This window comes from Brevibacterium sp. FAM 27836, from assembly GCF_051351055.1.
Taxonomy (GTDB): Bacteria; Actinomycetota; Actinomycetes; order Actinomycetales; family Brevibacteriaceae; genus Brevibacterium.
In genome coordinates, this window is sequence record NZ_CP195711.1 from 937,086 (window position 1) to 960,421 (window position 23,336).

The 23,336-nt window shown below is 67.0% G+C and carries 19 protein-coding genes; 5 read left to right on the plus strand and 14 right to left on the minus strand.

What is annotated here, in order from left to right; translation table 11 throughout:
• Positions 1 to 6 precede the first annotated feature (6 nt).
• Positions 7 to 1,110 (plus strand): homocysteine S-methyltransferase, encoded by a 1,104-nt coding sequence (gene mmuM, locus ACSE4D_RS04440; RefSeq protein ID WP_135537340.1) that lies wholly within the window; start codon positions 7 to 9, stop codon positions 1,108 to 1,110.
• A 131-nt stretch (positions 1,111 to 1,241) separates the two neighbouring features.
• Here the strand turns inward: mmuM and ACSE4D_RS04445 are convergent, their stop codons facing one another.
• Both ACSE4D_RS04445 and ACSE4D_RS04450 read right to left on the minus strand, forming a co-directional pair.
• A complete protein-coding gene (locus tag ACSE4D_RS04445; protein ID WP_240689536.1) occupies positions 1,242 to 2,636 on the minus strand; it encodes an FAD-binding oxidoreductase in 1,395 nt (464 codons plus the stop codon).
• 74 nt (positions 2,637 to 2,710) lie between these two features.
• Positions 2,711 to 3,772, minus strand: a complete 1,062-nt coding sequence (locus ACSE4D_RS04450) for an aminotransferase class I/II-fold pyridoxal phosphate-dependent enzyme (RefSeq protein ID WP_135537342.1) — start codon at positions 3,770 to 3,772, stop codon at positions 2,711 to 2,713.
• Positions 3,773 to 3,986: 214 nt separating this feature from the next.
• On the opposite strand from ACSE4D_RS04450, the gene ACSE4D_RS04455 reads away from it, so the two are divergent.
• Positions 3,987 to 5,462 carry a malate:quinone oxidoreductase gene (locus ACSE4D_RS04455; protein WP_425119302.1) on the plus strand — a complete coding sequence of 492 codons (1,476 nt, stop codon included), beginning with the start codon at positions 3,987 to 3,989 and terminating at the stop codon, positions 5,460 to 5,462.
• Between the two features lie 103 nt (positions 5,463 to 5,565).
• On the opposite strand, the gene ACSE4D_RS04460 is transcribed toward ACSE4D_RS04455, so the two are convergent.
• From ACSE4D_RS04460 to ACSE4D_RS04470, 3 genes are all read right to left on the minus strand, one after another.
• The gene (locus ACSE4D_RS04460; protein ID WP_135537344.1) at positions 5,566 to 6,390 is read right to left on the minus strand and encodes a bifunctional allantoicase/(S)-ureidoglycine aminohydrolase; all 825 of its coding nucleotides are present in this window, start codon (positions 6,388 to 6,390) and stop codon (positions 5,566 to 5,568) included.
• A gap of 29 nt (positions 6,391 to 6,419) precedes the next feature.
• The gene (locus ACSE4D_RS04465; RefSeq protein WP_425119301.1) at positions 6,420 to 7,727 is read right to left on the minus strand and encodes a DUF6986 family protein; all 1,308 of its coding nucleotides are present in this window, start codon (positions 7,725 to 7,727) and stop codon (positions 6,420 to 6,422) included.
• A 119-nt stretch (positions 7,728 to 7,846) separates the two neighbouring features.
• On the minus strand, positions 7,847 to 9,226 hold the full coding sequence (locus ACSE4D_RS04470) for an NAD-dependent malic enzyme (RefSeq protein ID WP_425119300.1): 1,380 nt from the start codon (positions 9,224 to 9,226) through the stop codon (positions 7,847 to 7,849).
• A gap of 162 nt (positions 9,227 to 9,388) precedes the next feature.
• Here ACSE4D_RS04470 and ACSE4D_RS04475 point away from each other — a divergent pair, with 162 nt between their 5' ends.
• Positions 9,389 to 10,171, plus strand: a complete 783-nt coding sequence (locus tag ACSE4D_RS04475; RefSeq protein WP_425119299.1) for an IclR family transcriptional regulator — start codon at positions 9,389 to 9,391, stop codon at positions 10,169 to 10,171.
• Between the two features lie 148 nt (positions 10,172 to 10,319).
• On the opposite strand, the gene aceE is transcribed toward ACSE4D_RS04475, so the two are convergent.
• From aceE to uraD, 4 genes are all read right to left on the minus strand, one after another.
• Positions 10,320 to 13,073 carry a pyruvate dehydrogenase (acetyl-transferring), homodimeric type gene (gene aceE, locus ACSE4D_RS04480; RefSeq protein ID WP_425119297.1) on the minus strand — a complete coding sequence of 918 codons (2,754 nt, stop codon included), beginning with the start codon at positions 13,071 to 13,073 and terminating at the stop codon, positions 10,320 to 10,322.
• Positions 13,074 to 13,188: 115 nt separating this feature from the next.
• The gene (gene pucL / locus ACSE4D_RS04485; RefSeq protein WP_425119296.1) at positions 13,189 to 14,073 is read right to left on the minus strand and encodes a factor-independent urate hydroxylase; all 885 of its coding nucleotides are present in this window, start codon (positions 14,071 to 14,073) and stop codon (positions 13,189 to 13,191) included.
• A gap of 157 nt (positions 14,074 to 14,230) precedes the next feature.
• Complete coding sequence (uraH, locus tag ACSE4D_RS04490) at positions 14,231 to 14,554, minus strand: hydroxyisourate hydrolase (RefSeq protein ID WP_425119295.1); 324 nt, start codon at positions 14,552 to 14,554, stop codon at positions 14,231 to 14,233.
• Positions 14,551 to 15,045 (minus strand): 2-oxo-4-hydroxy-4-carboxy-5-ureidoimidazoline decarboxylase, encoded by a 495-nt coding sequence (gene uraD, locus ACSE4D_RS04495; protein WP_135537351.1) that lies wholly within the window; start codon positions 15,043 to 15,045, stop codon positions 14,551 to 14,553. The genes uraH and uraD overlap by 4 nt, the downstream gene beginning before the upstream one ends.
• A 189-nt stretch (positions 15,046 to 15,234) precedes the next feature.
• On the opposite strand from uraD, the gene ACSE4D_RS04500 reads away from it, so the two are divergent.
• Together ACSE4D_RS04500 and bcp are read left to right on the plus strand one after the other, a co-directional pair.
• Positions 15,235 to 16,446, plus strand: coding sequence for a glycerate kinase (locus ACSE4D_RS04500; RefSeq protein ID WP_425119294.1), 1,212 nt, complete (start codon positions 15,235 to 15,237; stop codon positions 16,444 to 16,446).
• 14 nt (positions 16,447 to 16,460) lie between these two features.
• Positions 16,461 to 16,934, plus strand: a complete 474-nt coding sequence (gene bcp / locus ACSE4D_RS04505) for a thioredoxin-dependent thiol peroxidase (protein WP_135537353.1) — start codon at positions 16,461 to 16,463, stop codon at positions 16,932 to 16,934.
• 67 nt (positions 16,935 to 17,001) lie between these two features.
• Here the strand turns inward: bcp and ACSE4D_RS04510 are convergent, their stop codons facing one another.
• The 5 genes from ACSE4D_RS04510 to ACSE4D_RS04530 all read right to left on the minus strand — a co-directional run bounded on the left by ACSE4D_RS04510 (position 17,002) and on the right by ACSE4D_RS04530 (position 23,278).
• Positions 17,002 to 17,991, minus strand: a complete 990-nt coding sequence (locus ACSE4D_RS04510; RefSeq protein ID WP_425119293.1) for a DUF559 domain-containing protein — start codon at positions 17,989 to 17,991, stop codon at positions 17,002 to 17,004.
• Positions 17,992 to 18,141: 150 nt separating this feature from the next.
• On the minus strand, positions 18,142 to 19,497 hold the full coding sequence (allB, locus tag ACSE4D_RS04515) for an allantoinase AllB (protein ID WP_426936589.1): 1,356 nt from the start codon (positions 19,495 to 19,497) through the stop codon (positions 18,142 to 18,144).
• Between the two features lie 91 nt (positions 19,498 to 19,588).
• Complete coding sequence (gene gcl / locus ACSE4D_RS04520; protein WP_426936590.1) at positions 19,589 to 21,382, minus strand: glyoxylate carboligase; 1,794 nt, start codon at positions 21,380 to 21,382, stop codon at positions 19,589 to 19,591.
• Positions 21,383 to 21,529: 147 nt separating this feature from the next.
• Positions 21,530 to 22,417: a 2-hydroxy-3-oxopropionate reductase gene (locus ACSE4D_RS04525; RefSeq protein WP_135537356.1), complete on the minus strand. Its 888-nt coding sequence runs from the start codon at positions 22,415 to 22,417 to the stop codon at positions 21,530 to 21,532.
• Positions 22,418 to 22,447: 30 nt separating this feature from the next.
• Positions 22,448 to 23,278 carry a hydroxypyruvate isomerase family protein gene (locus ACSE4D_RS04530; RefSeq protein WP_135537357.1) on the minus strand — a complete coding sequence of 277 codons (831 nt, stop codon included), beginning with the start codon at positions 23,276 to 23,278 and terminating at the stop codon, positions 22,448 to 22,450.
• Between the last annotated feature and the right edge of the window lie 58 nt (positions 23,279 to 23,336).

Sequence of the window (23,336 nt, forward strand, 5' to 3'; positions counted from 1 at the left end):
AAGTCCATGACCTTTCCGCAGATACGCACCCACGCCGAGGCGACCGCCCCCATCGTCATCGACGGCGGGTTGGGCACCGCGGCCGAGGACCGCGGCATCGACCTCGACCACGACCTGTGGTCAGCCGAACTCATCCGCAGGAACCCCGACGCCCTCGCCGAGGTGCACGCCGCCTTCGCCGCATCCGGTGCCCGGATCCTCACGACCGCGAGCTATCAGGCGACGCCGCTCGGCTTCGAGCGGGCAGGAATCGGTGCGGCCGAGGGCCGTCGGATCGTCACCGAGAGCGTGCGGATCGCCCGAGCTGCGGCGACCGCAGCCGCAGGCATCGAATCGGAGGGCACAGGCACAGCCGCCGCGACGCCGCACAGGGTGCCGGCCGCAGCGAACGCGAACGCAGGCGAGGCATCGGCTGCAGCCACGAGTGCCGGACCTGCACACATACTCATCGCAGGCTCCGTCGGGCCATATGGTGCCGCGCTGGGCGACGGCGGCGAGTACACCGGTGCCTACCGTCTCAACTCCGAGGAGTACGCGTCCTTTCACCGTCCGCGCATCGAAGCCCTCGCCGAGGCGGGTGCGGACCTGCTCGCCATCGAGACCCAGCCGCGTCTCGACGAGATCCGCGCGATCATGAACCTGGCCGAAGAGGTGGGTCTTCCTGCGTGGGTGAGTGTGACCCTACAGGCAGGCACGGACACGACTCCGCACGACTGCCCCACCCTGCCCGACGGATCGAGCTTGGCCGAACTCGCTGAGGCAGCGTCCGTCTCGGTGGCGGTGAAAGCGATCGGGGTCAACTGTGTGCGTCCTTCGATCGTCGCCCCGGCACTCGCGGAACTCGCGCGGCACACGCAGCTGCCGCTCGTCGCCTACCCGAACTCGGGCGAAACCTATGATGCAGCGGCACTGGCCTGGGCCGGTGAGCGCACGGAGGCGGGAACCAACTCGTCGCCAGTGGCGGGGGTCGAGACGTGGCCGGTCGCGGAGTGGGCCCGACTCGGGGCGCAGATCATCGGCGGCTGCTGCCGGGTTCGGCCCGCCGATATCGCGGTGCTGAGCGGCGGTCTGGAACCCACTGGCTGCCAAGGGCCGACCGGCGACCGGTGATCGACCGGAAACCGACCAGCCACCGGAGACCGACCAGCGATCGGCCGGGACCGATAGGAGACCGGTGATCGACCGGCGACTCAGCCCTGAACAGCGGCCGAGACGTCCTCGACGATCCGGCCCCTGAAGTCTCAGCCGAGCATCTTGCCCGGGTTGAGGATCCCCAGCGGATCCACGGCGGTCTTGATCCCATCCTGCAGGGAGCGCGCCCCCGCATCGAGCTCACGGACCAGCCAGTCCCGTTTGAGGTACCCGACCCCGTGCTCGCCGGTGATCGTCCCACCGAGGTCGAGCCCGAGCTGCATGATCTCAGCGAACGTCTCCTTCGCCTCGGCCACGCTCGCCTCATCCGAGGCATCGAAGAGCACGCTCGGGTGCATGTTCCCGTCACCGGCATGACCGGCCGTGGACACCTCGACCGTGTGCCTGGCATCGATCTCGGCCAGACGTGCGAAGAACTCGCCGAGGCGGGACCGCGGCACGCACACATCGTCGATGAGTTCGCCCCCACCGATCGTCGACACGTACTTCTCCAGCGCTGGCGACACGGCCCGACGTGCGGCGACGAAGAGCTCGGAGTCGGCGGGGTCGTCGGAGAAGAAGACCTCGCTGGCCCCCTGCTCCTCGGCGATGGTCTGGAACGATTCGAGTTCTGCCACTCCGGAGGCCCCTGGAGCGTCGGACTGCACGAGCAGCAGCGCACCCGCCTCATCGGGCAGACCGAAGTCCCCATAGGCGTTGACCATCGCCACCGTCGCCCCGTCCATGAGTTCGAGCATCGAGGGTGCGGCGCCGGAGGCCATGTACGCAGACACCGTTCGGCCTGCCGATTCCATGTCCGGGAAGATGCCGACCCCGGTCACCGGCAGCGCCAGCAGCGGTTTGAGCCCCAAGGTGATCTCCACGATGACGCCCAGAGTGCCCTCGGAGCCGATGAACAGGGCAGCCAGGTCGAGGCCGGCCACGCCCTTGGCCGTCTGACGGCCCAGCTTCGTCACCGTGCCATCGGCGAGCACCACGGTCAGCGCCCGCACATAGTCCTTCGTCACCCCGTATTTCACACAGCACATGCCCCCGGCGTTCGTGGCAACATTGCCGCCGATCGTCGAAATCGCCACCGACCCCGGATCCGGAGGGTAGGACAATCCGTGCTCGGCCAGGGCATGCTTGAGATCCTGGTTGATGACACCGGGCTGGACCCGGCAGGTCTGATCGACCTCATCGATGTCGAGAATCGCATCGAGCTTGGCGACATTGAGCAGAATCGCCCCATCGACGGCGTTCGCCGCTCCGGACAGGCCCGTCCGCGCGCCCTGCGTGACGACGGGGACCCGATGCTCCGCAGCGAAACGCATCACCGCCGCCACGTCATCGATGTTCGCGGCCCTGACCAGAGCCAGCGCAGCACCGGCCGGACAGAACAAGGCCTTGTCCGACGAGTAGGAGTCGATGACGTCGCGGTCGGTCACAAGCGCATCCGGACTGAGCACAGAGGCGAGCTCCGGCAGCGGCGCTTGCGTGTTCACAATCGGGCCCCCGTTCTCAGTCGAATCCCCGCTCCCGGTCGAATCCGCACTCACGGTCGAGTTCGCACTCGTCGTCATAGAGCGGCAGCGACCTTGAGCACGCGTTCGAGAGCCTCATCGGGTCCGATGCTCACCCGCACACCGCCCTGCAGACGACGCACGGCTACGGCCTGTTCAGCGCAGGCGCCTTCGAACGCGACTGCCGCCTCGGGGTCGAGGGCGATCCACACATAGTTGCCCTGTGCCTCGGGGACCGTGAGACCCAGCTTGCGCAGCTCATCGGCGAACCGGTCGCGCACCGTCGCAACCTGCTTGGCCCGCACGGCCACCTCGTCGATCCGAGCCAGAGATTCCCGAGCCGCGGCCTGGGCACCGGCGGTGACGGAGAATGGGGCGATGACCTGGCGCAGCGCCGAGGCGATCTCGGCATCGGCGATACCGAAGCCCACCCGCAGACCGGCCAGCCCATGGGCCTTGGAGAAGGTTCGGGCGAGGACGAGATTCGGATGCTTCCGCCGCGCCGCCAGACCATCGGCCGCCTCGCTGGCGAATTCGAGGTACGCCTCGTCGAGAACGACGATGACGTCCTCGGGCACCTCGGTGAGGAACCCTTCGAGTTCGGCATCGGTGATCGTCGGACCCGTCGGGTTGTTCGGCGAGCACAGCAGCACGAGCCGGGTCGTGTCATCGATGGCCGCGGCCATCGCACCGAAGTCGTGGCGACCGTCGTCGAGGAGGTCGACGGGGCGCTTCTGCGCACCGCGGGCGGCCGCGAGGATCGGGTACATCTCGAACGACGGCCACGGGTAGACCACGGACGTGCCGTCCTCGAGCGTGATGTTCGTCAACGCTGACAGGACTTCGGAGGCACCGGCGCCGGGGACCACCTCAGCGGGTTCGACCCCGAGGTGGGAGGCGATATCGGCCACGAGCGCGGCCGACGTGGGGTCGGGATAGTTCCCCGGAATCGCCGAGGCGGAGGCGACGGCGTCGAGGACGCCTGGCAGCGGCGGCAGGTGGTTCTCGTTCGAGGACAGTTTGTACGGAGTCAGGCCCGGGGAATTGACGGGAGGCTTGCCGGGGGCATACGGAGGGAACTCGGCCAGCGCGTCACGGAGAAGGAAACGTTTGGACATGTGCCCATATTTGCACACCTTGTGGCACGCGACACAGACTGTCTTGCCAAAGTGTCCGATCGGTCGGATCTGCACGGTTTTCGCGGACACCCATCCGCTGTGAGAATGCTCTCCCACCGCGGGCCCCGGTCGGCCCTGGTTACGGCACTGCGGCATCCGAAGAGTACGCTGAGAGACAACTACAAGCAGTCAGTGACGAGGAATGAGAGTCCAAATGCCCTCACCGCAGGAAAAGGTCGACGTCGTCTTGATCGGCGGCGGCATCATGAGCGCCACGCTCGGTGCCATGCTGACCGAACTTCAGCCCGACTGGGACATCCGTGTCTACGAGAAGCTCGACTATGTGGCCACGGAGAGCTCGGACCCCTGGAACAACGCCGGCACCGGCCACGCCGCACTCTGCGAACTCAACTACACCCCCGAGGACTCCAATGGTCATATCGACCTGGAAAAGGCCTCGAACATCAACCAGCAGTTCCATCACTCGCGCCAGTACTGGTCCCACCTCGTCGACACCGGTGTGCTCACTGATCCGAAGTCCTTCATCAACCCCATCGCCCACGTCAGCTACGGACGCGGCGACAAGGGACGCGACTACATCAAGAACCGCTACGAGCAGATGGTGCGCAACCCGCTGTTCGCGGATATGGAGTACACCGAGGATCCGGCCACCCAGGCCGAATGGCTGCCGCTGATGTTCGAGGGCCGCGGCCCCGGACAGGTCAACGGCACCTCGCGCATCCAGCAGGGCACCGATGTCGACTTCGGCGCTCTGTCGAGTCAGCTGCTCAGCTACGTCGCCGACAAGGGCGCGACCGTGCGCACCAGCCACCAGGTCACCGACCTCGACCGTTCCTCCGACGGCTGGACGATCACCGTCAAGGATCTGCTCTCGCATGAGACCCATCAAGTGGGCGCGAAGTTCGTCTTCGTCGGTGCCGGCGGCGGAGCCCTGCCGCTGCTGCAGAAGTCCGGCATCCCCGAGGGACGCGGCTACGGCGGCTTCCCGGTCTCCGGCTACTTCCTGCGCACCGCGAACCAGGATCTCGTCGCCCGCCACCAGGCGAAGGTGTACGGCCAGGCCGCTCAGGATGCTCCCCCGATGTCCGTGCCGCACCTCGACACCCGTGTCGTCGACGGCAAGGACTACCTCATGTTCGGCCCCTACGCCGGCTTCTCGCCGAAGTTCCTCAAGAAGGGCCGTTTCACCGATCTGCCGTTCTCCGTGCGCGGAAACAACATCGCCACGATGCTCAATGTCGCCAAGGACAACACGGACCTCGTCACGTATCTCCTCGGTGAGCTCGCCGCGACGAAGAAGGCCCGCTTCGAGGCCCTGCACAACTTCATCCCCTCCGTCGACCCCAGCGACTGGGAGCTCATCCAGGCCGGTCAGCGCGTGCAGGTGATGAAGAAGGATCCGAAGAAGGGCGGTGTCCTTCAGTTCGGCACCGAACTCATCTCGTCCGCCGACGGTTCGCTGGCGACTCTGCTCGGTGCTTCACCGGGTGCGTCGACGGCCGTGCCGATCATGATCGAGCTGCTCAAGACCTGCTTCCCGCGTGAGTACGCGGGCTGGGAGAAGAACTTCAAGGACATGATCCCCTCGCTCGGCCGCGACCTCGCCGACGACGAGACGCTGCTCAAGGAACTCTCCGAGTACACCTCGCGGACCCTGCAGCTCATCTGAGTCGGTTCGTTCCAAGACTCAACTGCGCGCCGCCGAAACAGCGGAAACGACAACTGCTTGCCGGAATCACTTCCGGCAAGCAGTTGTCGTTTTCACGCTCGGTTCAGAGTTCGACCTGACGGTTGACGTCCTTGTAGAGCAGGTAGCGGAACCGCCCCGGTCCCCCGGCGTAGCAGGCCTGCGGGCAGAAGGCGCGCATGGAGATGAAGTCGCCTTCCTGCACCTCGACCCAGTCGCCGTTGAGACGGTAGACGGCCTTGCCTTCGAGCACGTAGAGCCCGTGCTCCATCTCGTGCGTCTCCGCGAACGGAATGACCGCACCGGCCTCGAAGGTGACGATGTTGACGTGCATGTCGTAGGCGAGATCCTCCGGATCGAGCGGACGCGTCGTCCGCCACCGGCCGTCGGTGCCGGGCATCGGCGAGGGCTCGACTTCGGCCTCGTTTCCGAACTTCGCCTCCGGGGTCAGCCCGGCCACGGGCTGATAGCGTTTGCGCACCCAATGGAAACGGGCCGCCTCGGTGCCGGTGGACTTCGCGGACCACGTCGAACCGGCCGGCAGGAACGCGAACCCTCCGGGGGTCAGAGTGTGGGCCTGCCCCTCGTGGGTGACCTCGAGCTGGCCGGCCATGACGAAGAGGAATCCTTCGACCTCGGGCTGCGGTTCCGGCTTCTCGGAGCCGCCGCCGGGGGTGACTTCGAGGATCGTCTGCGAGAACGTCACCGCTCCCCCGGCCACGGGTTTGCTCAGCACCCAGGACCGTGTCCCGGTCCATTCGGGAAGATTCGAGGTGACGATATCGCGCAGCACTCCGCGCGGGATGACCGTATAGGCCTCGGTGACCAGGGCGCGGTCGGTGAGCAGATCCGACTGCGGAGGGTGGCCTCCGGTCGGAGCCCAATAGGTGTAGGGATCGGTCGTCGTCATGGGCGGGGTCTCCTTCGGTCGGTGTGTTCTCAGTCCAGGGATCCGGTGCGGGCGAGCTGCCCGAGTTCGGCAAGGCTGAGGTTCGTGCGGGAGGTCACGAAATCCTCGGTGTGGGCACCGCAGACGAGTCCGCGGTCGAGGTAGCGGGCGAGCGCCTTCGCGGTCGCCGGTTCGTCGAGGACGGTCGAGTCCGCTTTGAACACATAGTTGTACAGGCGCTGGGCGGCCTTCGCTCCGCCTTCGCGGTAGAAGGCGAAGGTCGCGAGGAACCGGGTCGGCAGCTGATGCGGGTGGAGGTCCCAGCCCTGGTAGATTCCGCGCTTGAGATGGCGGCGCACGAGGCTGGCGTGCAGTGCCCACCCGTGGTGGACCTCGGCGGGTTCGCCCAGCGGGAGGATGTTCGTCGAACCGTCGGAGAGGTGGACCCCGGTGCCGGCGACGGCGAGCATCATCTGGTTCTTCGCGAAGTCCGCGACCGGGTGGTCCATGGCCTGGTAGGCCGCGGCCACACCCAGCGACGCAGAATAGTCGTACGTGCCGTAGTGCAGAGAGGTGACCCGACCCGCCCCCACATGCAGGGCCGGGGCCAGCGGCACGGTGCCATCGGCGCCGAGGATGAGCTGCGGGGTCTCGACCTGGATCTCGAAGGTCAGTGTGCCCTCGGCCAGGCCGTGTTCGGCTTCGAGGCTGCGGCAGGCGATCACCATGGCGCGCACCTGGTCGATCGTGGTGACCTTCGGCAGAGTGAGGACGAGGTTGTCCGGCAGCTGCCCGCCGGCCCTGACGAGTTCGGAGAGGAAGAGGTCGAGGGTGCGCAGCCCGCGGGCTCGTGTGTCCTCCTCCATGCACTTGAAGCGGATGCCCACGAACGCCGGTGCCCCGGTCTCGCTGCGCCCGGCCACCGCGTCGCGGGCGGCCTGGATCACCCACCGGTCTTCGCTCTCATCGCCCTGATCGCCGAACCCGTCTTCGAAGTCCAGGCGCAGGTCCTCGATCGGTTCGCGCTCGAGCTTCGCGGTGACCGCCTCGGCGAGCATTTCGGCTTCCCGGGCGACCTGGTGGAGGCTGGGCATCTGCCCGGCGGGGCCGGGGCCGGCTTCCTTGCGGGCGGCGGTGATGACGCGTTCGGCCAGTTGGAGCATGCCACCGTGGGCCTCGACGCATTCGAGCGCCTGCTGGCCCCACTGGTACGGCAGGTCCGGTGTCGTTCGGTCCCCGGGCACGTAGACGGTGTGCACGGGCTGGCGCACATCCCGTTCGCCCGGATAGCTCCGCTTCAGGAGCTCATCCGTGTCCCCCAGCAGTGAGTCGATATCAGCCAGTGTTGATCGTTCCACTTTCACATTCTCTTTCTCTGCACAGGATTCAACGGCGGGGCGGCGATGCCGGGCCTGTGTTCATTGTCTCTCATTCCCCGCACCTGGGCACGGCGACTCTCGGAGCGGCCGCGCTCCGTTCAGGACGAAACCGCCGCGACCGCCTCGGCAACCTTCGCCGCGACCTCGGGGTCGAAGACCGAGGGGACGACGTAGCCGGGGTGGAGTTCGTCCTCGGGGATGCACGAGGCGATGGCGTCGGCGGCCGCGACCATGATGTTCTCGTCGATGTCGGTCGCCTCGGCGTCGAGCAGGCCGCGGAAGATGCCGGGGAAGGCGAGCACATTGTTGATCTGGTTCGGGTAGTCGCTGCGTCCGGTGGCGACGACGGCTGCGTACTTCAGCGCCTCGGCGGGGTCGACCTCCGGGTCGGGGTTGGCCATGGCGAAGACGAGGGCGTCGGAGCTCATCGCCTGGATGTCGGAGCCGTCGAGGACGTTCGGGGCGGAGACGCCGATGAACACATCCGCGCCGACGACGGCCTCCTTGAGGGATCCGTCGAAGCCTTCGGGGTTCGTGTTCGCCTGCAGCCACTTCTTGTGCTCGGTGTCGACGGTCGAGTGCGGGCCGATCGCGCCGCCTCGTCCGCAGGCGATGATGTTCGTGGCCCCCGCGACCTGGAGGAGTCGGATGATCGCGTTACCGGCCGCCCCGACGCCGGAGATGACGATGCGCAGGTCCTCGATCCTCTTGCCCACGACCTTGAGTGCGTTCTTCAGTGCGGCCAGGGTGACGACGCCGGTGCCGTGCTGATCATCGTGGAAGACCGGGATGTCGAGCTCTTCGCGCAGTCGGGCCTCGATCTCGAAGCAGCGCGGGGCGGCGATGTCCTCGAGGTTGATGCCGCCGTAGGCCGGGGCGATGGCCTTGCAGATCGCGATGATCTCCTCGGTGTCCTTCGTGTCGAGGGCCACCGGCCAGGCATCGACGCCGGCGAACTGCTTGAACAGCACGGCCTTGCCCTCCATCACGGGCATGGCCGCTTCGGGGCCGATGTCGCCGAGTCCGAGCACCGCGGTGCCGTCGGTGACGACGGCGACGGTGTTGCGTTTGATCGTCAGCCGCCGGGCATCGTCCTTGTTCTTCGCGATCGCCTGGCACACGCGGGCCACGCCCGGGGTGTAGGCGCGGGAGAGATCATCGCGGTTGCGCAGGGGCACCTTCGAGGCGGATTCGAGTTTGCCGCCGAGGTGGAGCAGGAAGGTCCGGTCCGAGACCTTGTGGACCTCGACCCCGGGCAGCTTCTCCAGCGCGTCGGAGACCTCACCGGCATGGGCGACGTCGCGGGTGTCGGCGCTGACGTCGATGGTCACCGTGTGCGGGGTGGATTCGACGACGTCGAGCGCCGTGACCCCCGCACCGGTGGCCGCGGCTGCGGCCACGAGGTCGGACGTCGACGACTCTCCGACGGTCGTGCCGACGCGCAGGGTGATGGAGTATCCGGGACTGGTTGCGGCCATGGGCAATATCCTCTCTGATATTGATTTTCCGTATTACGGACATTATCTTCTACCTAGTGGAAATTCTAGAGGTTATTCACCGATTCGGAAAGTTTCTTCCATTTCGGGATTAGACTGAACCCAGTTTCACAGCCGAAACATCCCCCGGAAGAAGGATGATCGATGAGCAGCAAGGACACTCCTGCAATCCGCCAGACCAAGGGCGGTGTGCAGTCCGTCGAGCGTGCGTTCGGTCTGCTCGAATGCATCGCGAACTCCGCGGGCTCGGCGACGCTGAGCCATATCGCAGCCGACGTCAACCTGCCCTTGCCCACAATCCACCGTCTGCTGAACACGCTGGTCAACCTCGGCGTGGTCCGGCAGCTGCCCAATCGCGGCTATGCGCTGGGTCCGGGGCTCGTGCGGCTGGGCAACCTCGCCGGCTCCCAGCTCGGGGCCATCGCCCGCCCCTACCTGCGCGACCTCGTCGCCGAACTCGGTGAGTCGGCGAATGTCGCGACGATGGACGGGGACATGGTCGTCTACGTCGATCAGGTCGCCTCCGAACGTCAGATGCGCATGTTCACCGAGGTGGGACGCCGGGCGCATATGCACGACACGGGCGTCGGCAAGGCGATCCTCGCGGGTCTCGACTCCGAGCAGGTCCGCCACATCGTCACGACCGCGGGCATGCCCACACCCACGGAGTTCAGCATCGGTTCGGTCTCCGAGCTCGAGGCCGAGCTCGAGCGCATCCGCGAACGCGGCTATGCCATCGATGAGCAGGAGCAGGAGCTCGGGGTGCGGTGCTTCGCAATGGCGATCCCCGATTCCCCCGCACCGCTGGCGATCTCGGTGTCAGGGCCGGTCAGCCGCGTCGACAAGAGCTTCGCCGACCGCGCCGTTCCGCTTCTGCGGGCCGCCGCCGACCGCATCTCCGCGGAGATGCAGGGCACCGACCGGTAGTCGGCGCCACCAGTCGTCTCCGCCGAAACACGGGCGTTGGACCGAGACCCGGGTGTACACCCGTGCTTCGATCCAGCGCCCGTGTTTCGGTGCCGAAGCCCAGGGGCTTGCCCTGGGGATTGCCCAGAGCATGCCCAGGGCCGGGGTCTTAGGAATCGCCGCCGGCGGTTCCCGAGGTCCCGGCGTTGACGTCGGTGAGTCGGTAGCGTCGGGCCGCCTCGGCGGGGGTGCCGGGATCGACCTCCCCGCGTTCGGCCAAGAGCTGCAGGGTTCGGACCACCATCGAATGGGCGTCGATCTTGAAGTGCCGGCGGGCCGCCGCCCGAGTGTCGGAGAAGCCGAAGCCGTCGGCACCGAGTGTCGCGAAGTCGTGCGACAGGAACGGCCGGATGAGGTCCGGCTGGGTCGAATCGAAATCGCTTGTGGCCACGATCGGTCCGGCCTCGGCCCCGAGGCGCTGGCGCACATACGGCACACGCGGTTCCGCCTCGACCTCGTGCAGCTTCGCCGCCTCCACTTCGAGGGCGTCCCGGCGCAGCTGCGCCCACGAGGTCACCGACCACACGGCCGCATCGACGCCCCAGTCCGCGGCGAGCAGCTCGCGGGCCTCAAGCGCCCAAGGCACGGCCACGCCGGAGGCGAGCAGCTGCGCTTGCGGGCGGGACCCCGGTTCCGCCTCGGCGCCGGATCCGGCTTCCGCGATCCGGTGGATGCCGCGCAGGATGCCCTCGACGTCGACATCATCGGGTTCGGGCGGCTGGAGCATCGGTTCGTTGTACACGGTGAGGTAGTACATGACATTGCGCACATCCTCGCCGAGGTCGTGCTCGCCGTACATGCGATGCAGCCCATCACGGACGATGTGGCCGATCTCGTACCCGTAGGCCGGATCGTAGACACGTACGGCCGGGTTCGTGGCCGCCAGCACCGGCGAATGCCCATCGGCGTGCTGGAGCCCCTCCCCGGTCAGGGTGGTGCGTCCGGCAGTGGCGCCGATGATGAACCCGCGGGTCATCTGGTCACCGGCGGCCCAGAATGCATCGCCGGTGCGCTGGAAGCCGAACATCGAGTAGAACACATAGATCGGGATCATCGGTTCGCCGTGAGTGGAGTAAGCGGTGCCGGCGGCGGTGAATCCGGCGGCGGCACCGGCCTCGTTGATGCCCACGTGGAGCAGCTGACCCGAGGTCGCCTCCTTGTAAGAGAGGAAGAGCTCACGATCGACGGCGAGGTAGTTCTGCCCGTTCGGGTTGTAGATCTTCGCGGTCGGGAAGAACGCGTCGATGCCGAATGTCCGGGCCTCATCGGGGATGATCGGCACGATCCGCTCGCCGAGTCCCTTCTCCCGCATGAGGTCCTTGAGCAGTCTGACGAAGGCCATGGTCGTCGCAGCCTGCTGCTGGCCCGACCCCTTCTTCGTCTGTGCGAACGCCTTGTCGCTGACCGCAGGCAGGGTCACCTTGCTGTTCTCCGGCTTCCGCGCCGGCAGGAACCCGCCGAGCTCGCGGCGCCGCTCAAGCAGGTACTGGATCTCCTCCGTTTCGGTGCCCGGATGGTAGTAGGGCACCGCGTAGGGGTCGTCGTCGATGACCTTGTCGGAGATCGGGATGTCCATCCGATCGCGGAAGGCCTTGACGTCGGCGGCGGTGAACTTCTTCATCTGGTGCGTGGCGTTGCGGGATTCGAAGCTCGTACCCAGCCCGTAGCCCTTGACCGTCTGGACGAGGATGACCGTGGGCCGGCCCGTGGTGTTCACCGCCCGCTGATAGGCGGCGAAGACCTTGTGGTAATCGTGGCCGCCGCGCTTGAGGTTCCAGATGTCGTCATCGCTCAGGTGCTCGACGAGGCCCTTGGTCACCGGGGAGCGGCCGAAGAAGTTGTCGCGGATGAATCCACCGGATTCGGCTTTGAAGGTCTGGTAGTCCCCGTCGAGGGTCTCGTTCATGATCCGCACGAGTTCGCCGGTGCGGTCGGCGGCCAGGAGGTCGTCCCATTCTCGACCCCACAGGACCTTGATGACGTCCCAGCCGGCGCCGGTGAATGTCGCTTCGAGCTCCTGGACGATCTTGCCGTTGCCGCGCACGGGCCCGTCGAGGCGCTGGAGGTTGCAGTTGATGACGAAGGTGAGGTTGTCGAGCCCCTCATTCGCGGCCAGCTGCAGGGCCCCGCGCGATTCGGGTTCGTCCATCTCCCCATCACCGAGGAACGCCCACACCCGCTGATCGGTGGTGTCCTTGATCCCCCGGTGGTGCAGGTAGCGGTTCATCTGCGCCTGATAGATCGCGTTGATCGGACCCAGCCCCATCGACACGGTCGGGAACTGCCAGAATTCGGGCATCAGCCGCGGGTGCGGGTAGGAGCTCAGCCCGTGCGGAGCACGTGAGACCTCCTGCCGGAACCCGTCGAGATCGGCCTCGCCGAGGCGGCCCTCGAGGAACGCACGCGCGTACATTCCCGGTGAGGCGTGGCCCTGGAAGAAGACCTGGTCGCCGCCGCCGGGATGGTCCTGGCCGCGGAAGAAGTTGTTGAATCCGATCTCGTAGAGGGTTGCGGCTCCGGCGTAGGTGGAGATGTGTCCACCCACGGAGATCTCGGGCCGCTGCGCGCGGTGGACGAGCATGGCCGCGTTCCAGCGCAGCCACTTCCGGTAGCGGCGTTCGATCCGCTCATCGCCGGGATAGGTCGGTTCCTGATCGGCGGGGATCGTATTCACGTAGTCGGTGGTGGTGACCTTGGGCTGGGCGACGGAATTCGTGGCTGCGCGACGGCGCAGCGCCTCCATGATCTCGCCGGCGCGCAGGGTTCCGCGCACGTTGACGAGTCCCTCCCAGGACTCGAGCCATTCATCGACCTCTTCGTCGGTGGTGCTCCTCAGACTCGCCGAGGTGGTGTCCTGTGTCATTTCGGGGTTTCCTTCTCACGGGGTCCGGGCTCCCGGAGCCGTGTCCCGGCCGGGAGCCCGGAGACTGAAAGACCTGCTGCAGCGGCTCTGCTGACTCAGCAGGTGGTGCGCCGGGTCAGCAGAAGCCGGCGATCTGTGCCCACGCGTCCTTGTTCTCGTCGACGCCTTCGCGGGTGAACGTGGCTTCGATGAGGCCGTAGGGACGGTCGGCGACGATGAAGACCTCGTTCGGGTTCTCGAGCCCGAACCGTTCGATGTCGTAGAGGAAGTGGTGCTTGTTCGGGCAGGAGAAGCGGATCTCGTCGATCTGCGGCACGGCCTCGATGACCTTCTCACCCATCTGGTAGAGGGTGTGCTGCAGAGCGTGGGAGAAGTGGTCGGTGAAGGAGTCGAGGATGATCTCCTTGACCTGCTTGTACACGGCCTCGAAATCGAGATCGGTGGAGTTGTAGATCCACCGGGTGGCGATGTCGGTGGCGAGGATCCGGTCCTCGGTCTCCGGCAGGGTCGTGTACTTGTCCTTCGGGTAGCCGACGAAGCCCGATTCGGTCGTCTTGAGCACGGTGAGTCCGTTGAAGCCGGAGATCAGTGTGTCCTTGTCGCCGTCACGGGTGAACACGGCGGTGCGCACCTCGGGGGCGGACTTGAAGAACGAGTGATTGTGATCGTTGATCCGGCTCCAGCCGTACTCCTCGGCTTCCCAGCGTCCGCCGGTGACCCAGTCGAAGCTCGAGGTGAAGTGGTCGGCCAGACCCATGATGAACTGTTCGGGCGAACTCACGCCCAGTTCCTTGGCCTTCGCGAAGACCGTGTTCTTCTGCGTATCGGTGGCGACGACGTGTTCGTTGTTGCCTTCGGTGTGCGCGGTCTCGAAGTCACCCCACAGCTGTGAGGTGACATTGAGATCGCGGAGTTCGTGGCGTTCGGAGTCGCGGTAGACCCGCATCAGTCGGTTCTCCGCCTTGCCGTACTGGTTCGATGTCAGTCGGACCTTGCTCATCTTGGTATTCCTCCAGTTCGTCGGCATGCGGGCATGCGCATACCGTGACCATTCGATTGACGAGGCCTGCCGGCGAGTTTCCGGTCGGCTTCGGCGGTTTGTTGAGGATCTGATCCTGCAGGGGGCCTGCTTCCCCTGATGTCGCTGTGGGGGCGGCTCAGCTGCCGCGGTAGGTGCTGTAGGCGAAGGGGCTCAGCAGCAGCGGGATGTGGTAGTGAGCCTGCCCGGCCTGGACGGTGAAGTCGATCGTCACCACGGGGTGGAAGTGGTCGATGTCCCGGGCGGCGAAGTAGGCGCCGGTGCCGAAGACGATCCGGTAGTCACCGGGTTCGAGGTGGTCGGGGCCGAAGTCGGAGACGCGCCCGTTGTCGTCGGTGCGGGCCGAAACGATCTCTTCGTCGCCCGCGTAGAGGGTGACTTCGAGGTCTGCGGCAGGAGTGCCGACGGTCGAGTCGAGGGCGTGGGCGGTGATGAAGCTCATGCGAGGATTCCTTCGAGTCTCAGGGCGGCGATCTGGATCAGCTGTTCGCCGACTTCGGCGGTTTCGTCCGCATCGGTGTTGTCCATGCGCCGCTGCAGCTCGGACAGGACCTCTGCGGGTGTGCGCCCGGCGGCACGGATGAGGAACACTCGGTCGAAGCGTTCCTCGTAGGCGGCGTTTCCGGCGGCCAGCTGCGATTGCACCTCATCGTCGAGGGTGCCGAGTCCGGCCTGTTCACGACTCGAGTGGGCCGCCTCGGCGCTCTGTCCCTTCGCTTTCTCCCCGATGCGGGGGTGGTGGGACATGGCGGCGTCGATCTCGTCGGTGCGCAGCGGGGCGGCGTCATTGCGTGCCGACTCCAGCGCGGAGTCGAGGTCGGGGAACGGCCGTGCGGCGATGACCGCGTCGATCCACCGGTCGACGTCGAGGCAGGGGCGCAGAACATTCCGGGCCTCGTCGGCTGGGAGTCGATTGAACTCGGCCAGGTCCACGGTGACCTCCTTGACGTGCACTGACGGGTTTTCACGGTTCGGAATACCATTTCCGAACAACTGGTTCGAGTGTGCTGGGCCTGCGCGGCAATGTCAAATTGCTCACACCATTTTGTGGAAACTTTATTCCGAATCGTGGATAATGGCATGAGGACGATCCCGCTCCCGACGATGAGGTTGAATGAGGGAATGAGCGACACATCTTCGACACACAGCACCTCGGCACCGGCCGCACGAACAGCTGCGGCCGCGTACCCGAGGATCGTCTGCGCCCCTGATTCCTTCAAAGGCTCGGCATCCGCGCCGGCGGCCGCGGCCGCTTTGGCCCGCGGCGCCCGCACGGCCTTCCCGCACGCCGCCGTGACCGAGCTGCCCTTCGCCGACGGAGGGGAGGGCACTCTCGATGCGCTGCTCGCGGTCTGGGGAACCCCGCGACGCACCGTGGACACGGTCGACGCCCTGGGCAGGGCCGCCTCGGCGGCGTTCGGCATTTCCCCCGACGGCACGACTGCAGTCATCGAGGCCGCGCAGGCCAACGGACTGCCCCAGGTCTCGGACGTGCCGCTGCAGCCCGAGCGCGCCGACACGTTCGGGGTCGGCCTCATCGCCCGGGCCGTGCTCGATCTCGGCGTCGAGGAGATCCTGCTGTGCATCGGCGGTTCGGCGAGCACCGACGGCGGAGTCGGCATCGCCGCGGCCCTCGGCGCCCGCTTCGTCGATGCCGGCGGCGCTTCCGTCACTCCCGGCGGCGGAGGGCTGGCCGCGGTCGCCGCCGTCGACACCACGGATCTCGACCCGCGCGCCCGCACGGTGCGCTGGCGCATCGCCGTCGACGTCGACAATCCGCTGACCGGACCCCGCGGAGCCGCCGCGGTCTTCGGCCCGCAGAAGGGCGCCGACGCGGAGTCCGTGACCGTGCTCGATACGGGGCTCGGCCACCTCGCCGAGGTGCTCGCCGCCTCCCCCACCGAGGCCGAGGCACTGGCTGCGACGCCGGGGTTCGGGGCCGCCGGCGGTATCCCATTGGTGCTCACGACGCTGTTCGGCGCCGAGGTGGTGCCCGGCTCCACCATGGTCGCCGAGACCGTGGGACTGGCCGCGGCCCTGGCCGAGGCCGACATCGTCCTCACCGGAGAGGGATCGTTCGACTCGCAGTCCCTGGGCGGGAAGGTCGTCGCGGCCGTGCGGCACCACGCCCCCGCCTCGGCGCGGGTGATCGTCATCGCCGGACGCGTCGGGCTCTCGCCCGCGCAGTGCCGGGAGGCAGGGATCACGGCCGCTCTGTCGATCGCACCGGGCCCGGCCGATCTGACCACCCTGTCCGAGCGCGCCGAAGCGCTCATCGAGGACACGGCCGCGCATGCGTGCGCACTCGTGGCCGCTGGAAGCACCACTCAATGACGAAAGGATTCACCATGATCACTCAGACTCAGCTTGCCGTCGGGGACATCGCTCCCGACTTCTGCCTCACCGACGCCGAGGGGCGGACCGTGTCGAAGGAGGACTACGCCGGCCGCCGCGTCATCCTCTACTTCTACCCGAAGGCTGCCTCGCCGGGCTGCACGACCGAGGCCTGCGATTTCCGGGACAATCTCTCCGCGCTCGCGGCCGCCGGGTTCGAGGTCCTCGGCATCTCGCCCGATGATACGGAGTCGCTCAAGGAATTCGCCGCCGAGGAGGGGCTGACGTTCTCTCTGCTCTCCGATGAGGGCGCTGCCGTCGCGAAGGCCTACGGCAGCTACGGGCAGAAGACGATCGGCGAGCACACCTTCCAGGGCACGCAGCGTTCAACCTTCGTCATCGGCGCCGACGGCACCCTCACCCACGCCGAATACAATGTCGACGCGCGCGGCCACGTCGCCCGCCTCCGCACCCAACTCGGTGCCTAATTGCTACCCGACGGCGGCCCAGCAACCTCGCGCCAGGTTGCTGGGCCGCCGTCGGGTGCTTCCGCGATCATCCGGTGCGCAACCGTGAGGCGAGCACGCCGAGGATCCGCTCGAAGGGCGCGGTGCGGAAGAGTTCGCCGAAGGTCAGACGGATGACCTTGTAGCCTCGGGCTTCGAGAGCGGCCTCCCGTGCCTTCTCTGCGGCGATGCTCGCGCGGGGAGTCCGGCCGTTCATCGTGTACTTCTCAACGCCGTCGATCTCGACGATGAGTTTGGCGTCCCGATGGCAGAAGTCGACGCGGGCAAAGACCTCGCCGTGGTCACCGAAGAATTCGACCTGCGGTTCGAAGCCGGCGACCCCGTGTTCGAAGAACCGCACGGCGGCGATGGACTCCGACGGTGCCTCCCTGCGCCCGTCGGTCAAGTTCAGCGCGCAGAGGACGGCAGCGTCGCCGCGGGATTCCGGGCACTCCTCGAGGACGGCCTCCAACCGCAGCCGGCTTGTCAGACGTCGGCGGATCGCCTCGTCGAGCATCGGCACGGACACATCAGGGTCGTAGTCGCGGGCGACATCGATGAGCGTGCGCTCCACCGTCGTCACCGCGTAGATGCCGACCATCTTCCGATGCGCCGAGGGGATCTCCCGGTTGCGGACGTAGAGGTGACGGTACTTGCGGCTGACGTTCGGTCGGAACACCTCCACCCGCGTCTGTGCAGGGTAGGCAATCGGCAGACCGTGGACGAGGGCGGCCGAGAGGTGGGAGAAGACCTCGCGACCCTTCGTCACTCGCCAGCGCCCGGATGCAGTGTGGATCTGTTCGGCACGGGTGCGGATGAGGACCCGCAAGGGTTCGATCTCATCGCGCATATCGTCTCGGTGGGCGAACTCCTCGAAGTCCTCCTCACTCAGTGCCGCCCAGATGGCTTCATGCCGTGCGTCTTCGCAGGACCCGGTCGCCACATACCGCCCACGGGCGATGCGTCTCAGACAGCAGCGCACAGCGCGTCTGACTTCGTCCTTGGAAAACCCCAGCCGATACAGCTTCGCGGTCGTCATACACAAGTACATGACACCAAACTGCATCATTCGACTCCGAACGGCAATAGGCGAAGGCAATCTGTGGATAACTTCTTCCCCGGACTACCCGACGGCGGCCCAGCAATCTCGCGCGAGGTTGCTGGGCCGCCGTCGGGTAGTAAGGGAGGGTCAGCGGGCGGTGAGGAGGTGGCCGGTCGGGGTTTCGAAGTCGACCGGGGCTCCCCGCAGCAGCGTCTGCACCACGCGACCGCGGACGGCGCGGGAGTCGTACGCGCTGATCTGGTTGCGGTGGTAGAGATCCGTGGCATGCACGGTCCACTCCTCGTCGGGGGCGAATACGGCGAAGTCCGCGTCATTGCCCTCAGCGATCGCACCCTTGTTCGCCACCCGGGCCACGGCCGCCGGTGCCGCGGACATCCAGCGGACCACCTCGGCGAGGTCGATGCCGCGCTTGGCCGCCTCGGTCCACACCAGCGAGAGCCCCAGCTGCAGCGAGGAGATTCCGCCCCAGGCCGCACCGAAGTCACCGGTGTCGAGCAGTTTGAGTTCGGCCGTCGACGGCGAATGATCGGAGACGATGCAGTCGATCGTGCCGTCGATGAGTCCCCGCCACAGCGCCTCCCGATTCGACTCCTCACGGATCGGCGGGCAGCACTTGTGCGTCGTCGCTCCGTCGGGGATCTCCTCGGCGGTGAAGACGAGATAGTGCGGGCAGGTTTCGACGGTGAGCTTGATGCCTTCCGCCTTGGCCGCAGCGATCTGGTCGAGCGAATCCGCCGAGGACAGGTGGAGGATGTGCGCCCTCGCCCCGGTCGCCCGCGCCGCGTCGATGACGCGGGCGATCGCGACGTTCTCGGCCTCGCGCGGACGCGTGGCGAGGAAATCAGCGAACTTCGGACCCGAGTTCTTCGGCACTTCAGCCATGACCGCATGGTCTTCGGCGTGGACGATGAGCATCCCGTCGAAAGCGGCGATCTCGGCCATGTCGGCGGCCATCTCATCCGGCTCCAGCGGAGGGAATTCCTCGACCCCGGAGTCCTCGAGGAAGCACTTGAACCCATAGACCCCGGCCTCGTGCAGAGGACGCAGATCCGCGGTGTTGCCGGGGATCGCCCCGCCCCAGAAGCCGACATCGACGAAGGCCTTGGGGCCGGCGACCTCGCGTTTGGCGTCGAGCGCGGCGACGCTGACCGTCGGCGGCAGCGAGTTCAGCGGCATGTCGACGATTGTCGTCACTCCCCCGGCCGCGGCCGCGCGGGTGGCGCTGGCGAAGCCCTCCCACTCGGCACGACCGGGATCGTTGACGTGGACGTGGGAGTCGACGAGCCCGGGCAGCAGCACCTGATCGGCTCCGACCTCGATGATCGTCGCCCCCGCCGAGGCGGCCGTATCCAGATCCTGGCCACCGCGGGCGATCGCGGCGATCGTTCCATCCGCGACACCGATCTTCACGGAGTCGGTGCCGTCGGGCAGCAGGGCCCTCTCGGCGTGGATGATCAGATCGAAGTTGGCGTCATTGCTCAATGTTCCTCCTCAGTCGCCCGACCCGGGCGGCCGGTGTATGCGGGTTCGGTATACCGTTCTAGCCTACTCGTCCCGGGCGTTTCGGCCCAGCCTATTTCGCTGCGGCCAGTTCTCCCATCGGTGTCAGCGCCGTCGGAGCGTCCGCCGGGGTCTGTGCCAGGGTCTCGAACTCGTTGATCGCATCGAGCGCGGCTCCCATCGAGATGTTCGTGATGCGTTCGAGGATGACCTCGACGACCACGGGCACCTGATGTTCGTCCATGAGTTCCTTGGCCACGCGCAGTCCTTCGCCGATGAGCTCGGGGTCTTCGACCCGCAGCGCCTTGCAACCGAGCCCCTGCGCCACGGCCACATGGTCGACTCCGTACCCCGCCGAGCCGGACCCGGCGGAGTTGATGTTCTCGAACGCCAGCGACACCTCGTAGTCCATCTCGAATCCGCGCTGAGACTGGCGGATGAGCCCGAGGTAGGAGTTGTTGACGACGACGTGGACGTAGGGGATCTTGTGCTGCGCGCCGACAGCGAGTTCTTCGAGCATGAACTGGAAGTCGTAGTCACCGGACAGGGCGACGACGGTTTCGCCCGGCTTGCCCCTGGCCACGCCGAGAGCCGCGGGCCCGGTCCAGCCGAGGGGGCCGGCCTGTCCGGCGTTGATCCAGTGCCTCGGCCGGTAGACGTGGAGCATCTGGGCTCCGGCGATCTGGCTCAGCCCGATCGTCGATACATAGGTGACGTCCTTGCCGAACGCCTGGTTCATCTCCTGGTAGACCCGCTGCGGCTTGATCGGCACCTCGGTGAAGTTCGTCTTCCGGTGCTCGGTCGACTTCCGTGCCGTGCACTCACCGGCCCAGCCGGTGAAGTCCGGCAGAGAGCCGGCCCGGTCGCGAGCGGCCGCAATGAGTGCCTCGAGGGCCGCTCCGGCGTCCGAAACCACCCCGTAGTCGGGCGAGAACACGCGCCCGATCTGCGTCGGTTCGATGTCGATGTGGACGAACTTCCGCCCCTTCCGGTAGACGCCGAGGTCACCGGTGTGCCGGTTGGCCCAGCGGTTGCCGATGCCGATGACGAGGTCCGATTCGAGGAAGGAGGCGTTGCCGTAGCGCACGTGCGTCTGGATGCCGACCATCCCGGCCTGCAGCACATGGTCATCGGGGATGGTGCCCCAGCCCATGAGGGTCGGTGAGACCGGAATCGAGGTGAGTTCGGCGAATTCGACGAGCCGATCGGACGCATCGGCGTTGATGATTCCGCCGCCGGCGATGATGAGCGGATGCTCCGCCTCGGCGATGAGGTCGAGGATCTTCTCCGCCTGCGCCGAGGTGGCCTCCGGCTTTGCGGGCGCCAGCGGTTCGTAGGTGTCGATGTCGAAGTCGATCTCGGTCTGCTGCACGTCGATGGGCAGGTCGATGAGCACGGGCCCGGGTCGGGCCGAGCGCATGATCTGGAACGCAGATTGGAAGGCTCCGGGGACCTGCCCGGCTTCGAGTACGGTCTTGGCCATCTTCGTCACCGGTTTCGCGATCGAGGCGATGTCGACGGCTTGGAAGTCCTCCTTGTCGAGCACGGCGACCGGGGCCTGGCCGGTGATGCACAGGATCGGCTGGGAATCGGCGGCCGCGGCGTAGAGGCCGGTGATCATATCGGTGCCGGCCGGCCCCGAGGTGCCGAGGCAGACGCCGATGTTGCCCGGTGCCGAACGGGTGTAGCCGTCGGCCATGTGGGAGGCCCCTTCGACGTGACGGGCCAGGGTGTGGCGGATGCCGCCATGGGCCTTCATCGCCGAGTACAGCGGATTGATCGCGGCTCCCGGCAGGCCGAAGGTCTCCGTCGCGCCTTCCTTTTCGAGGATGAGCACAACGGCGTCGACTGCGCGCATACGTGTCATTGTTCGTCCTTTGTTCATGAACCGACGACGACACTGTCGCCGGCTCGGTTCGTGGTGGGGCGGGGCCGTCGGTGTCGTTGGGCCGACGGCCCCGCCCGGCTGGTGTGGCCTCGCGACGGGCTGATCACCCTCGCCGAGGCGGCCGTTTCAGTTCTCGTTCTTCCCGGAGAGCTGTTCGACGACGGTGAAGAGACCCGAGTGGTCGAGTCCTCCGTTGCCCTGCTGCACGGTCGAGGCGACGAGCTGGGCGACGGCGGACCCGAGCGGGATGGCGACTCCGGCCTCTCGCGCGGCGGCGGTGACGATGCCCATGTCCTTGTGGTGGAGTGCCAGGCGGAACCCGGGACCGAACTCACGATCGAGCATCTTCTGCCCCTTCTGTTCGAGCACCTTGGATCCGGCCAGTCCCCCGCCGAGGACCTGCAGCGCCGGGGTGGTCTCGACGCCGTAGGCTTCGAGGAAGACGACGGCTTCGGCCAGCAGGCCGATGTTGCCGGCGACGATGAGCTGGTTGGCGGCCTTGACGGTCTGACCGGCGCCCGAGGGGCCGACGAGCACGATGGTCTTGCCGACGGCGTCGAAGACATCGGCCACGGAGTCGAAGTCGGCTCTGTCTCCGCCGACCATGATCGACAGAACGCCGTCGACGGCGCCGGGCTCTCCGCCGGAGACGGGAGCGTCGAGCGGTTTGAGTCCGGTTTCCTTCGCCTGCTCGGCGAGTTGCTTGGCCACGTCGGGGCGGATGGTGGAGAAGTCGATCCAGGTGGCGCCGGGCTCGGCGTGGGCGAGGATGCCGTCGTCGCCGGTGAGCACGGCTTCGACGTCGGGTGAGTCCGGGACCATGGTGATGATGACATCGGCACCGGTTACCGCCTCGGCGATGGTGGCTGCGGCGGTTCCTCCCGCCTCGGCGAGGGAATCGGCTTTGGCCGGGGTGCGGTTGAAGCCGCGGACGTCGAAGCCGGCGGCGACGAGGTTCTTGGCCATGGGCAGGCCCATGATGCCGAGTCCGATGAATGCGATTGTCTTGCTCATGGGGTTTCCTTCGTGTGGAGTTCGGGGTTCTCAGGCGGACTGGGCGGCGTGGGCCAGCCAGTCGAAGGCGGTGGCACGGTCCTGCTTGTATTCGAGCGCGACCGAGCCGGTGTAGCCGAGCGCATAGGCACGGTTGATCCAGTCGCGCAGCGGCAACGATCCGGTGCCCGGTGCTCCGCGCCCCTCAGCGTCGGCGATCTGGATGTGGCCGAAGTCGGCGGCCGCGGCTTCGATGACGGCGGCCACATCGTCGCCATTGACGCTCATGTGGAAGAAGTCGGCGAGCACGGCGATGTTCGATGGTCCGTCGGCGCGGACGGCGGCGACCACCTCGGCGGCGTCGGCGAAGCGCTTGAGCGGGTAGGCCTCGGCCCCGGAGACGGGTTCGACGAGGACGGTGCCGCCGATCGCGGCGACCGCGTTCGCGGCCAGGGAGAGGTTGGCGACGGCCGTGGCGTCCTGGCCGGCGGCGTCCTGGCCTTCGGTGCGCAGTCCGTAGAGGGCGTTGAAGGCGCGGCAGCCGGTGCGGCGGCCGATCTCAACGACGATGTCGACGTTCGCGGCGAAGTCCTCCTCGGCGCCGATGACGGAGACCATGCCTCGGTCACCGGCGGCCATATTCCCTGCCCAGAAGTTCAGCCCGGCGAGTTCGACTCCGGCGGTCTCGAGCGAGGCGATGAACTCATCGACCTCCGCCGAGGTGGGGCGCGGGTTGCCGTCGAAGGGCCACCAGAATTCGACGCGGTCGAAGCCGGCGTCCTTCGCGGCCTGGGCGCGTTCGAGGACGGGCAGTTCGGTGAGCAGGGTGGAGCAGTTGAGGATGTAGCTGTCGGGAGCGGTGAAGTCGAAGGCCTGGGTCATGGAGCTCTCCTTTGAGGATCTCTTTTTTCCGTATTGCGGAAGTTCATTTCCATTCAGT